This window comes from Microbacterium hydrothermale (assembly GCF_004854025.1).
Classification (GTDB): Bacteria; Actinomycetota; Actinomycetes; order Actinomycetales; family Microbacteriaceae; genus Microbacterium; species Microbacterium hydrothermale.
In genome coordinates this window covers 463,577-476,185 of the sequence record NZ_STGM01000002.1, presented here as the reverse complement: position 1 = coordinate 476,185, position 12,609 = coordinate 463,577, and the positions used below count along the sequence as shown (strand labels likewise).

Sequence of the window (12,609 nt, the reverse complement as noted above, 5' to 3'; positions counted from 1 at the left end):
TTCGCCGATTCCGCAACCCCCGGATGCCCGCCGGTCGTGAGCGTACCGTCGCCCGCGAGTAGCAGCGCAGCCCCGGCGTCCGCTCCTCGTTGTGCAACCAACGATCGGAGTTCGTCATGACCGTCACCCGCCGTACCTTCCTCGCCGGATCGGGCGCCCTCGCGCTGCCACTCCTGCTCGCCGGATGCGGCTTCGTGCAGACCGCACCCGCCGAGAAACGGCAGGGCACGCTGACCTTCACCACGTGGGGGACGGATGCCGAGCTGGCCGGCTTCCGCGCCGCGATCGCCGCGTTCGAGGCGGCCAACGAGGGCGCGACCGTCGAGCTCAACGCCGTGCCGTACGAGCAGATGTTCACGAACATCGACGCGCAGCTGCAGGCGGGCAATCCGCCCGACATCTTCCGCGTGCCGTATTACACGTTCGGCGCGTACGCCGGTCGCGGCCAGCTGCTCGACCTGAAGCCCCTGCTGTCGGCCGACCGCCAGGAGCAGTTCACCCCGCAGGCGTGGGCCGCGGTGCAGAACGGCGACGGCACGTTCGGCCTGCCGCACCACACCGACACCTCGGCGATCCTCGTCAACCTCGACCTGTTCCGTCAGGCCGGCATCGACGCGTCCGAGATCCCCACCTCGGCCGATCAGGCGTGGACGTGGGAGCAGCTCGACGCCCTCGGCGCCCGGCTGCGCGCGGGCCTGTCCGCCGATCGCTGGCCCTGGGCCTACAACTGGCAGGGCAACGGCGTCACGCGATGGCTCAGCCTGCTCTTCCAGTCCGACGGGGCCTTCCTGGAGTCCGATCAGAAGACCCCGGCGATCGACTCCGACGCGGCGCGCGAGGCGGTGGCGTTCTCGAGCTCGTTCTTCACGAAGAACTACGTGCCCGCCAACAACACGATCGCCTCGTCGAGCTACGCGGCGGAGTCGTGGTTCTCGCAGTCGGTGGCGATGGTGTGGTCGGGGGCTTTCCAGATCCCGGATGCCGACACCACGGCCGACTTCGAGTGGACGGCGACCTACGCCCCGCGCAACGTGCGTGCGGGCAGCGATTTCGGCGGCAACGCGCTCGTGGCGACCGCGAACACGCAGCAGCCCGAGCTCGCGGCATCCTTCCTCGAGTTCGTCACCGACGCCGGACCCATGCGCGACTTCTGCCGGGCGGCGTCGCTGCTCCCGACCCGCGCCGACCTGCTCAACGACCAGCTCACCTTCGACGTGCGTCCCGAGCTGGCTCCCGTCTTCGCGGGCCAGGCGGCTCTCGTCCAGCCGCAGGACGTCGCGCAGGTCGCGAGCCCCTCGATGTCGGGGATCATCCCTGTGCTGAAGCAGCAGCTCGACCTGGCCTTCACCGGAGCACAGGATGCCGCGACCACGGTGACCACCATGAGCTCGGGCATCCAGGCGGCCACCGGTGGCTGACACCCTCGCCGCCCCGCGGGGCGCCCTGCGGGAGCGGGCGACCGCGCCGCGACGGCCGGGCGCTCGGCGGGAGGCGCTCGCCGCGTACGGCTTCATCGCGCCGAACTACCTGCTGCTGCTGGTCTTCGTGCTCGTCCCGCTGATCGGCGCCTTCGCGGTCAGTCTGCAGCGCACCGACGGCTTCGGCGACGGCACCTTCGCCGGTCTCGACAACTACGCCCGTCTCGCGGGCGACCCGCTGTTCTGGCGCGCGCTCGGCAACACGGTGCTGTTCACCGTCCTCGTCACGCCGCTGTCGATGCTGCTCGGCCTCGTCGCGGCGACGCTGCTGAACACGGCGCTGCCCGCCCGGCCGCTGTGGCGGTCGCTGCTGATCCTGCCGATGGCGGTGTCGGGGGTGGCCACGGCCCTCATCGGGGTGCTCGTGTTCGATCAGAACTCCGGCATCCTGAACCGCCTCCTCACCGCGGTCGGGCTCTCGCCCGTCACCTGGCAGTCCGATCCCGTCCCGGCGTTCGCGACGATCGTGCTGGCGACGGTGTGGTGGCGCACGGGGTTCAACATGCTGATCTACCTCGCGGGGCTCCAGGGCATCGGTCCCGACCTGTACGAGGCGGCGACGCTCGACGGGGCGAACCGGCTGCAGCGGTTCCGCAACGTGACGGTCCCCCTGCTGGGGCCGACGTCGTTCTTCCTCGTGGTGCTGAACGTGATCTTCTCGTTCCAGGTCTTCGACATCGTCTTCGTGCTCACCGGCGGCGGACCGGGAGGGGCGACGAGCGTGCTGGTCACCTACGCCTACGAGACGGGGTTCGTCACGCGCGATCAGGGCTACGCGGCCGCGATCGGCATGGTGCTGTTCGTCTTCGCCCTCGTGTTCGCCGCCGCGCAGTATCGGGCCAGCCGCACGAAGGACGTGGTCGAGTGAGCGTCGACGAGCGGGTGGCATCCGCTTCTCCCGTGGCCCCGCCGACCGCCCCGCCGGCCCGTGGTCGCCGACCCCGGCGCGGGGGTGTCGTGGTGCGCACGGTCCTCGTCGCCGTGATCGGCCTGGCCGCCGTCTCGCCGCTGTACTGGATGCTCGCCGTCGCCTTCTCGTCGCGCGCCGAACTGCTCGGCGGTCGCGAGCTGCGCCTGTGGCCCCGGGCGGTGACGCTCGAGAACTTCGAGCGGGTGTTCTCGTCGTTCCCGGTGGCGACGTGGTTCGGCAACTCGGTCGCGATCGCCGTCGTGGTCACCCTCATCTCGGTGACGACGAGCCTGCTCGCGGGCTACGCGTTCGCGCAGTTGCGGTTCCGCGGGTCGACGGCGCTGTTCTTCGTGGCGCTGGCGACCCTGGTGCTGCCGGTGCAGGTGATCATGGTCTCGTTGTTCCGCATCGTGACGATGACGGGGCTCTACGGCACGTACTGGGCGGTGATTCTGCCGGTGTCGGCCTCGGCGTTCGGGCTGTTCCTCGCGCGGCAGTTCATGCTCGGCATCCCGCGAGAGCTCATCGAGGCGGCCCGCCTCGACGGAGCGGGACACCTGCAGACCTTCACGCGCGTGGTGCTGCCGCTGTCGAAGCCGTTGATCGCGGTGCTCGTGTTCATGAGCCTGCTGTCGTCGTGGAACGACTTCGCCTGGCCCCTGATCGCGCTGCGCGAGAACCGCCTGTTCACGCTCCCCATCGGACTGCTCTACCTGCAGGGGCAGTTCGGCAGCGACTATGGCGCGACGATGGCGTACGCGCTGCTGAACGTCGTGCCGATCGCGATCGTCTTCCTGGTGTTCCAGCGGTACTTCGTGGCGGGCTTCGCGCGCAGCGGCATCAAGTGAGGCTCCGAGGACCCGGCTGCTGCGGCGGGCTCGGACACGCGTGCGGGTCGCGCCGGCGGTTGCGCCGGGACCGCGTCCCGCGGAGGCCCCGCGAGCTCAGCCGTTCACGCCCATCGGATGCGTCGAGATGTCGTAGGTCACGAAGGGGAAGGGGGAGAGCAGGGAGAAGTCGCTCCAGTCGGTCACGCGCACGGTCATGATCGCCACGTACCCCACGACGAACGTCACGATCGTGAGCACGAGGATCGCTATGCGCGCGGTGCGCGTCATGCGCAGCGCGTCGTCGACGGTGTCGGCTCGGCGCAGGATCCGCGTCAGCGTCAGGACCACGATGAGCGCGATCGCGGTGTAGACGAGGGGGTTCGCCGTCATCGTGATCGACCCGCACAGGGGTGCGGTGTCGGTCGGGTCGCCCGCCGAGTCGACGAACCCGCCCGACGGGTCGATCCCGCCCGGGCATCCGCTCATCGAGCCGTGCAGGAACAGCGCGATCATCGCCGCCGCCACGATCGCCCAGACGAGAAGCGATCGGATGCCGACGATGATCGCGGCTCCGGGCAGCAGTCCGGCGGTACGGGCTTCGTCGCGCGTGATGGTCATGGTGGCCCCCCAGAGGTCCCCTCCACCCTCACACGACCGCGCGTCTCAGTCCAGGAACTCCCGTGCCGCGACCACGAGGTTCTCGACCCCGCGGTCGATCGTCGGCTGCATGACCGGTGCGAAGAACGGCGAGTGGTTGGTGGGGATGTCGCGCTCGATCGTGCCGCCCGCCAGTGCGTCCGCGAATTTCTGCGGGTCGACCCCGCCCCAGAACCAGAACACCAGCGGGGCGCCCGACTCGCGGGCGAACCACGACACGTCCTCGCTGCCGGTGAACATGCCCGGGTCGACGACGCCGGCCTCTCCGAACGCCCGTCGGAACGCGGCCGTCAGGCGGGAGGTGGCATCCGGGTCGTTGATGGTCGGGGGGAGCGAGTGATCGGTGGTGATCGTGGGCTCCTTCTCGGCTCCGGATGCCGACGCCTCGGCGCGCACGATCCGCTCGACCTTCGCCATCACGCGCTCGCGGGCCGCGTCGTCGGGGTAGCGCAGGCTCAGTTCGAGCTTCGCCTCGGCCGGGATGATGTTGTTCTTCAGTCCCGCGTGGATCGAGCCGACCGTGACGACGGCGACGTCGCGCGGGTCGACCTCGCGCGAGACCACGGTCTGCAGGCGCATGACGGTGGCCGCGGCCATGACGACGGGGTCGATGGTCGAGTGCGGGCGCGAGCCGTGACCGCCGCGGCCGTGCAGCACCACGGTGAGACCGTCGGATGCCGCCATCTGCGTACCCGGGCGCACGCCGATGACGCCCGCGGGGAGGGGCGTGACGTGCTGGCCGAGCACGATGTCGGGCTTCGGGTAGCGATCGAGCACCCCGTCGGCGATCATCGCCTGCGAGCCCGCGCCGTACTCCTCGGCCGGCTGGAACACGGCCACGATGGTGCCCGACCATTCGTCGGTCGTCGCGACGAGCCGCTCGAGCGCGCCGATGAGCGCGGTGACGTGCATGTCGTGTCCGCACGCGTGCATGACGGGCACGGCGTTGCCGGCGGGGTCGGTGCCGCGGGCGGTGCTGGCGTAGGCGAGCCCGGTCTGCTCTTCGACGGGCAGGCCGTCCATGTCGGCGCGCAGCCACACGACCGGACCGGGGCCGTTGTCGATCCTCGTGACCACGCCGGTGCGTCCGACGCCCTCTTCGACCGGGAGGCCGAGGTCGGCGAGGTGCGCCGCGATGACGCCCGCCGTCCGCGTCTCTTGGAACGACAGCTCCGGGTGGGTGTGCAGGTCGGTGTAGAGGCTTTCGAGGTCGACGCTCATGGATCGAGCCTAGTTCGCACCCACGACATCGACACGGGTTCGTCGCGGCGCGCGGTCGTCTGCCGCGGCGTCGCGGTCGCGGTGCGGCGGCGGGACCCTGGCGCACAACGCAGGAGATCCGCTGCCGTGCCGCGGAGCCACCGCGTCGCCGCGGGCGGTGCCGCCGGAGACTCCTGCGTTGCGCTCGGGCGCCGCCGCTGCCTCCACCCGCTACCCGATGCCGCGCACCCCCGCAACCCGCCCGATCCGGCCAGGCGGGGCGGGGAGGCTGTGCGCATGACCACGACACACTTCGATTACCTCATCGTCGGCGGCGGGATGGTCGCCGACACCGCCGCGCGCGGCATCCGCGAGATCGACACGGACGGGTCCATCGGCATCCTGAGCGACGACGTCGACGAGCCGTACACGCGCCCCGCCCTCAGCAAGAAGCTGTGGACCGACGACGAGTTCACGTGGGAGAAGGTGCCGCTGGGCACCGCCGCCGACACCGGCGCCGACGTGCGGCTGCGCACGCGCGCCTCGGCGATCCGTCCCGACGCGCACGAGGTGGATGCCGCGGGCGAGACCTTCTCGTACGGAAAGCTCCTCATCGCCACCGGCGGAAAGCCCGTCCCCCTTCCGATCGACGACCGTTCCGACGGGTCCCGCGCCCTGTCGTTCCGCACCGCCGAGGACTACCGCGCGTTGCGCGCCCTGGCGGGCGAGGTCGAGCGCATCGCGGTCGTCGGCGGCGGCTACATCGGCTCCGAGCTGGCCGCGGCCCTCGTGCAGAACGGCGTAGACACGGTGCTCGTGCACACCGGCGCGGTGCTCGGCGACGCGGTCTTCCCGGCCGCCCTGGCGGAGCGCTTCGAGAAGCTCTTCCGCGACGCGGGCGTCGAGATCGTCGCGGGGTCGAAGGTCACGGGGGGAGAGGCGGATGCCACGGGCGCCCGCCTCGAACTCGAGAACGGTGACGAGGTGCGCGCCGACGCCGTGGTCAGCGGACTCGGCATCGAGGTCGCGGCCGACCTGGCCGACGACGCCGGAATCTCGGTGGACGACGGCGTCGTCGTCGACGCGCAACTGCGCGCCTCGGTCGACGACGTGTACGCCGCGGGCGACGTCGCCAGCTACCCGGACCGTCTGCTCGGGCGTCGTCGCGTGGAGCACGTCGACAACGCGAACGAGCAGGGCAAGACGGCGGGGCGCAACCTCGCGGGCGCCGCCGAGCCGTACACGCACACGCCCTATTACTACTCCGCGGTCTTCGGCATCCGGTACGAGGCGGTCGGAACCCTCGACTCCTCGCTCGAGACCGTCGAGGACTGGATCGACGCCGACCACGGCGTCGTCTACTACCTCGACGACGACCGGGTCGTCGGCGTTCTGCTGTGGAACGTCGAGGAGGCTCGGGATGCCGCCCGCGCGGTGCTCGCGGAGGCCGACACCCTCACGCGCGACGACCTGGTCGGCCGCATCCGCTGACGAGACGGCCCTCCCGTCCGGAGCCTCTGCGCCCCCGGCGGGAGGGCGGCCGGGCGGTGTCGCGTCGGCCACCCCGGGACTAACCTGGACGCGCGTTGTGCGTCTCACGGCGCGGGATACCCGGGAGCATCCATGGCCACCGCAGAACTGCGCCTCACCCTGCCCGTCGACCGTGCACGCGAAGCCGTCGCGGCGGCGCTGACCGAACAGGGCCTCGCGGTCCAGACCACGGCCGGAGGCTCGCTCGACGTGTCGCGCGGCAGCTTCGGCACGACCCTCGTCGCGGGCGCTTTCGCCGGGCAGGACATGCACGTGCGGTTCGACGTGCACCTCACCGAGACCGCCGAGGGCGCCCTGGCGTCGTTCGAGCACTCGGCGGTCGGCGGGTTCTTCAAGGGCGGGGCGATCGGAGCGGCGAAGGCGGGCGATGTGGTCCGCGAGGCCGCGCACCTCGCCGGAGCCCGCCTCGCCTCCCAGGGGGTGATCGCCGGCGGTGTCGCGGGTGATTCGGCGGCCGCGTCGCCCGCTCCGGCGCACGGGGAAGCCGTGCCCCCGGTCGCCGGCGACGCGGAAGCGGGCGCGACCCCGCCCGGCGCCCCGGCGTGGCCCGCTCCGTCCGTCCCCCGCGACGGCGTCTCCGACGTGCCCGCGGCTCCCGCTCCGCCGTCCTCCGGGGCCCCGGCGGTGACGCCGACCGGCTACCCCGGCTATCCGGGGGCGGCCCCGGCGGGCGCGCCCTCCGCGCCGACGGCCCCGTACGGCTACGGACAGACGCCGTACGCCCCCGGCCCCGGCGCGGGCGCGGGCCCCGCGGCATCCGGTCGCACGAACGGCGTGGCGATCGCTGCGATCATCATGGGCTTCGTCCTGCCGCTCGGTGGAATCATCGCCGGCGCCGTCGCCCTCGCGCAGATCAAGCGCACCGGCGAGAAGGGACGCGGTCTCGCCATCGGCGGTATCGTCGCCGGCGCGGTCATCGGGGTGCTCTCGATCATCGCGATCGTCGGTCTGGTCTTCTTCGCGTTCGTGGGCGCGGGGGTCGCCTCGTCGTCGTCCGACCCGTTCGGCCTGCCCGAGGAGCCCGACGGGGGATCCGTGACGATCGGACCGGGTGAGCAGGCCCCGAGCGACGCGTACACGCTGCCCGTCGGAGCGTGCCTCGACGACGTCCCGAGCGGCGTCATCTCGCCCTCCAACCTCATCGACTGCGCGCAGCCGCACACCTACGAGGTCTTCGGCAGCTTCTTCCTCTCCGACGGTGCCTTCCCCGGCGACGACGCGATCGAGTCCTCGGCGTACGAGGGATGCGACGCGATCTACCCCGACTACGTCGGCATCCCGTGGGAGCAGTCGACGCTCGCGTACTACTACGTCTCGCCGTCGGAGGAGACGTGGGCCGAGGGCGACCGTGAGATCTCGTGCCTGCTGTACGACCCCGACGTCGACCAGACGACCGGATCGCTGCGGGGCGCTGCGCGCTGAGATCGTCGAGGCGTGCGATGAGCTGTGGTGTACAACGTTGTACCCTGAGCGCATGGAGATCCGATGACGGCCACGCTGCATGATGTCGCGCGGCTGGCCTCGGTGTCGATCAAGACCGTTTCGAACGTCATCAACGACCGTCCGAACATCCGGCCGGCCACACGTGAACGGGTGGAGCGGGCCATCGCCGAGCTGGGCTACACGCCCAATCTGACCGCGCGGAACCTCCGCAGCGGACGAACGGGCGCCATCGCCCTCGCCGTGCCCGACCTGGCCCTGAGTTACTTCGCGGAGCTCGCCGCGATCGTCATCGCCGAGGCGGAACGGCGGGGGGTGGTCGTGCTCGTCGAGCAGACCGGGGGAGACCGTGAGCGTGAGATCGAGTTGCTTCGCTCGCCGCGGCTCAAGCTGACCGACGGGCTCATCTTCAGCCCCCTCGGAATGGGGCAGGATGACGTCGACCGGCTCGAAGTGCCCTATCCCCTGGTGCTCTTGGGTGAGCGCATCTTCGACGGCCCGACCGATCACGTGACGATGCGCAACGTCGACGCCGCGCGGGACGCGACCCGATTCCTGCTACGCAACGGGCGACGACGCATCGCCCTCGTGGGTGCCCATGACGGGGAGGTCATCGGCTCGGCAGGACTCCGCCTGAGGGGGTATCGCGAGGCGCTCGACGAGGCGGGGGTCGCCTACGACGACGACATCGTCGGGTACACGACCATGTGGCATCGCGCGAACGGTGCCGATTCGATGCGGGAGCTCCTGGGCCGAGGCGTGGACTTTGACGCCGTTCTCGGACTGAACGACACGCTCGCACTGGGGGCCATGAGGGCCCTGCAGGAGGCGGGACGACTCGTGCCCGACGATGTGTGGGTGGTGGGGTTCGACGACCTCGACGAGGCGAAATACTCGATCCCCTCGCTCACGACCATCGACCCGGGTCAGGAGTGGATCGCGCGCACGGCGGTCGAGACGCTCCTCGCGCGCATCGCCGACGCCACAGGGGCGCCCGATCCGCACCTCGTCCTCGCCGAGTATCGCCTGGTCGTGCGCGAATCGGCGCCCGGCGCGAACTGACGCGTTCTCGCGGCGCTTGACACGTCGTCCCCCGGGCGGCATCATTCGTTTACAACGTTTACTTCCAACGTTGTAAATCGTGCAGAGCGGCACTTCCACGGCGCCGGGCTGCGCCGATCCATCTCCGAGAGACACCGGTGTTTCGCACCGCGAGAGGAATACACAGCCCATGAAGAAGAAGGTCTTCGCCGGTCTCGGCGTCGTCGCCGTCACCGTGGCTGCACTGACCGGGTGCAGCTCGTCGTCCGAGTCCGCCGCAGCCTCGTGCACCAACGAGATCCTCAAGCCGGATGCCGCCCAGGTGAGCGTCTGGGCGTGGTACCCGGCCTTCGAGCAGGTCGTCGACCTGTTCAACCAGAACCACGATGACGTGCAGATCTGCTGGACGAACGCCGGACAGGGCAATGACGAGTACACGAAGTTCTCGACGTCGATCGAGTCGGGCTCGGGAGCTCCCGACGTGATCATGCTCGAGGCCGAGGTGCTCTCGAGTTTCTCGATCCGCGACGCGCTCGTCGACCTGTCGGCGTACGGTGCGGGCGACGTCGAAGCCGACTACACCGATGGGGCGTGGAAAGACGTCTCCAGTGGCGACGCGGTCTACGCGATCCCGGTCGACGGTGGCCCGATGGGCATGCTCTACCGCCAGGACATTCTCGACCAGTACGGCATCGCCGCTCCCACGACGTGGACCGAGTTCGCCGACGCCGCGCAGAAGCTCAAGGATGCCGGAGCCCCCGGAGTCCTGGCGAACTTCCCGCCGAACGGGCGCGCCTTCACGCAGGCGCTGTTCGCTCAGGCCGGCTCGAAGCCGTTCACCTACGACAACGCCGCTCCCACCGACATCGGCATCGACGTCAACGACCAGGGCGCGAAGGACGTGCTCGAGTACTGGCAGGGCCTGACGTCCAAGGGCCTCGTCGCCACCGACGAAGCGTTCACCGCCGATTACAACACCAAGCTGGTCGACGGCACGTACGCGATCTACGTCGCGGCGGCGTGGGGTCCCGGCTATCTGCAGGGTCTCGAGGGTACCGACGACAGCGCGAAGTGGCGCGCGGCGCCCATTCCGCAGTGGGACGCCGCCAACCCCGTGCAGGTCAACTGGGGCGGCTCGACCTTCGCGGTCACGAGCCAGGCGAGGGATAAGGAGGCGGCCGCGACCGTCGCGAAGGAGGTCTTCGGCACGGAAGAGGCGTGGAAGATCGGCATCGAGGAGGCCGCGCTGTTCCCCCTCTGGAAGCCCATCCTCGACTCGGACTACTTCCGCGACCTCGAATCGCCGTTCTTCGGGGGTCAGCAGATCAACAAGGAGGTCTTCCTGCCGGCGGCCGCGGGGTACAGCGGCTTCACCTTCAGCCCCTTCCAGAACTACGCCTACGACCAGCTCCAGCAGCAGGTCACAGCCGTGACGGTCGACGGTTCGAAGGACGCGGCGACCGCGTTGGACGACCTCCAGTCGACCCTCGAGCAGTACGCCACCGAACAGGGCTTCACGATCAAGTGAGTCCGGGGTGGGCCGGCCCACGGGTCGGCCCACCGCCCGCTCTTCCCTCTCGCCCTGACCTCACCGGGAGAACACATGGCCACGCACACCGTCACGACGCCCCCGCGGCGCCGCGCCACAGGACACGCACGTCGACAGCGCGTCGGGTGGCTCTTCATCACCCCGTTCCTGGTGATCTTCGCGGCGTTCCTGATCTTTCCGCTCATCTACGCCTTCGGGATGAGCCTGTTCAGCTCCACGCTGGCCACAGGGACCAAGTTCGTCGGCGCAGCCAACTACCTCAAGGCTTTCACCGACCCTCTCTTCCTCGGCGGCTTGGGACGAGTCGCGCTCTACGCGCTCGTCATGATCCCGGCTCAGCTGTTGGTCGCTCTCGTCGCCGCTCTCGTGCTCGACACCCTGGGAACCTGGCTGGCGAAGGCGTCGCGCCTGCTGATCTTCGCGCCGTATGCGATTCCCGTCGTCATCGGGGCGCTCATGTGGAGCTTCCTGTACAGCCCTCGATTCGGCCCGGCCGGCACGATCTTCGGGCTGTTCGGTCTCGATGCCCCCGACTTCCTCGCCAGTAGCGCCATCTTCGGCAGCCTCGTCAACATCGTGACCTGGCAGTGGTCGGGCTACTACATGATCGTCATCTACGCCGCTCTGCGCTCGATCGACCCGTCGATCTACGAGGCGGCGCGCGTCGACGGCGCCGGCGGATGGCAGATCGCGACGCGCATCAAGGTGCCGATGATCGCCTCGTCGATGGTGATGGTCATCACCTTCGCCCTGATCGGAACGCTGCAATTCTTCACGGAACCGACCGTGCTGCGCTCGATCGCCTCGGGGGCGCTTCCGGCGGAGTACACGCCGAACATGTACGCCTACGCCCTCGCGTTCAGCTACAGCCAGTTCAACTACGCCTCGACGATCGCTTTCTCTCTCGCGATCGTGGTCTTCATCGGCTCGTTCGGCTTCCTCTTCCTCACCCGCAAGCAGAACGGACTCAAGTGATGGCCGTCCCCACCACCGCGCGAGACGACCGCACGCGCACCATCGTCACCGCCGGGGCGGGTCGCCCCGACCGCGCGGCCCGCCGTGAGGCGCGCCGCAACGCCCGCCTCGCGCAGGGGGGCCGCCGTATCGGTTCGCACGTGCTGCTGCTGATTCTCGCCCTGTATTTCGTGATCCCGATCTGGTGGCTCTTCGTCGCCGCGACCAAGAGCACGGGTGGGCTCTTCTCCAGCCCCGCGTTCTGGTTCGACGATCCCCTGCAGCTCTTCGCCAACATCGCCGGTCTCTTCGAGCACCAGGGTGGCATCTACTGGACCTGGCTCGGCAACTCATTCGTGTACTCGTTCGTGTCGGGAGTCGGGGCGACGATCGTGGCCGTGCTCGCCGGATACGGCTTCGCGAAGTACCGCTTTCGTGGCAGGGGCTTCGTGTTCGGCATGATCCTCGGGTCGGTCATGGTGCCGCTGACCGCGCTGGTCATCCCGCAGTTCATGCTGCTCAGCCAATACGGACTCGTGAACACCGGATGGGCCGTCATCCTGCCCTCGCTCCTCAACCCCTTCGCCGTCTACCTCATGCGTGTCTACACGCAGGACACCGTGCCCGACGAGCTGCTCGAGGCGGCCCGCATCGACGGCGCGGGGGAGTGGCGCACCTTCACCACGATCGTCGTGCCCCTGCTGCGCCCCGCGATCGTGACGGTGCTGCTGCTGTCGATCGTGGGCACATGGAACAACTTCTTCCTGCCGCTCGCGATGCTCACCAACCCCGAAACCCTGCCGGTGACCGTGGGGCTGAACCGCTGGCTGGCGCTGTCGAACGCGGGCGCCGGCGGTGAGCAGGTGTGGAACCTCATCACCTCGGGCGCCTTCATCTCCGTGCTGCCCCTGCTGTTGTCGTTCCTCCTTCTGCAGCGCTACTGGCAGGGCGGCCTGACGCTCGGCAGCGTCAAGTGACGGCCCCGCACCTCCCGACATC

At 69.8% G+C, this 12,609-nt stretch carries 11 protein-coding genes; 9 read left to right on the top strand and 2 right to left on the bottom strand.

Features of this window, described 5'->3' with window-relative positions; genetic code table 11:
• Positions 1–116 precede the first annotated feature (116 nt).
• The 3 genes from FB047_RS05860 to FB047_RS05850 are packed head-to-tail and all read left to right on the top strand — an operon-like array spanning position 117 to position 3,236.
• Entirely contained in the window at positions 117–1,418 is a 1,302-nt protein-coding gene (locus tag FB047_RS05860; protein ID WP_136586248.1) for an ABC transporter substrate-binding protein, read from the top strand.
• Positions 1,411–2,346 carry a carbohydrate ABC transporter permease gene (locus FB047_RS05855; RefSeq protein WP_240752647.1) on the top strand — a complete coding sequence of 312 codons (936 nt, stop codon included), beginning with the start codon at positions 1,411–1,413 and terminating at the stop codon, positions 2,344–2,346. The genes FB047_RS05860 and FB047_RS05855 overlap by 8 nt, the downstream gene beginning before the upstream one ends.
• On the top strand, positions 2,343–3,236 hold the full coding sequence (locus FB047_RS05850; RefSeq protein ID WP_240752646.1) for a carbohydrate ABC transporter permease: 894 nt from the start codon (positions 2,343–2,345) through the stop codon (positions 3,234–3,236). Before FB047_RS05855 ends, FB047_RS05850 begins: the two co-directional genes overlap by 4 nt.
• A gap of 96 nt (positions 3,237–3,332) precedes the next feature.
• On the opposite strand, the gene FB047_RS05845 is transcribed toward FB047_RS05850, so the two are convergent.
• Both FB047_RS05845 and FB047_RS05840 read right to left on the bottom strand, forming a co-directional pair.
• A complete protein-coding gene (locus FB047_RS05845; RefSeq protein ID WP_136586247.1) occupies positions 3,333–3,836 on the bottom strand; it encodes a hypothetical protein in 504 nt (167 codons plus the stop codon).
• 45 nt (positions 3,837–3,881) lie between these two features.
• The gene (locus FB047_RS05840; RefSeq protein WP_136586246.1) at positions 3,882–5,096 is read right to left on the bottom strand and encodes an amidohydrolase; all 1,215 of its coding nucleotides are present in this window, start codon (positions 5,094–5,096) and stop codon (positions 3,882–3,884) included.
• A 276-nt stretch (positions 5,097–5,372) separates the two neighbouring features.
• On the opposite strand from FB047_RS05840, the gene FB047_RS05835 reads away from it, so the two are divergent.
• The 6 genes from FB047_RS05835 (at position 5,373) to FB047_RS05810 (ending at position 12,587) form a co-directional block, all read left to right on the top strand.
• The gene (locus tag FB047_RS05835) at positions 5,373–6,566 is read left to right on the top strand and encodes an NAD(P)/FAD-dependent oxidoreductase (protein WP_136586245.1); all 1,194 of its coding nucleotides are present in this window, start codon (positions 5,373–5,375) and stop codon (positions 6,564–6,566) included.
• A 132-nt stretch (positions 6,567–6,698) separates the two neighbouring features.
• A complete protein-coding gene (locus FB047_RS05830) occupies positions 6,699–8,048 on the top strand; it encodes a DUF4190 domain-containing protein (RefSeq protein ID WP_136586244.1) in 1,350 nt (449 codons plus the stop codon).
• 63 nt (positions 8,049–8,111) lie between these two features.
• Positions 8,112–9,128, top strand: a complete 1,017-nt coding sequence (locus FB047_RS05825; protein WP_136586243.1) for a LacI family DNA-binding transcriptional regulator — start codon at positions 8,112–8,114, stop codon at positions 9,126–9,128.
• A 169-nt stretch (positions 9,129–9,297) separates the two neighbouring features.
• Positions 9,298–10,635 (top strand): ABC transporter substrate-binding protein, encoded by a 1,338-nt coding sequence (locus tag FB047_RS05820; RefSeq protein ID WP_136586242.1) that lies wholly within the window; start codon positions 9,298–9,300, stop codon positions 10,633–10,635.
• A 75-nt stretch (positions 10,636–10,710) separates the two neighbouring features.
• A complete protein-coding gene (locus FB047_RS05815) occupies positions 10,711–11,631 on the top strand; it encodes a carbohydrate ABC transporter permease (protein WP_136586241.1) in 921 nt (306 codons plus the stop codon).
• Entirely contained in the window at positions 11,631–12,587 is a 957-nt protein-coding gene (locus tag FB047_RS05810; RefSeq protein ID WP_136586240.1) for a carbohydrate ABC transporter permease, read from the top strand. Before FB047_RS05815 ends, FB047_RS05810 begins: the two co-directional genes overlap by 1 nt.
• Positions 12,588–12,609: the final 22 nt, after the last annotated feature.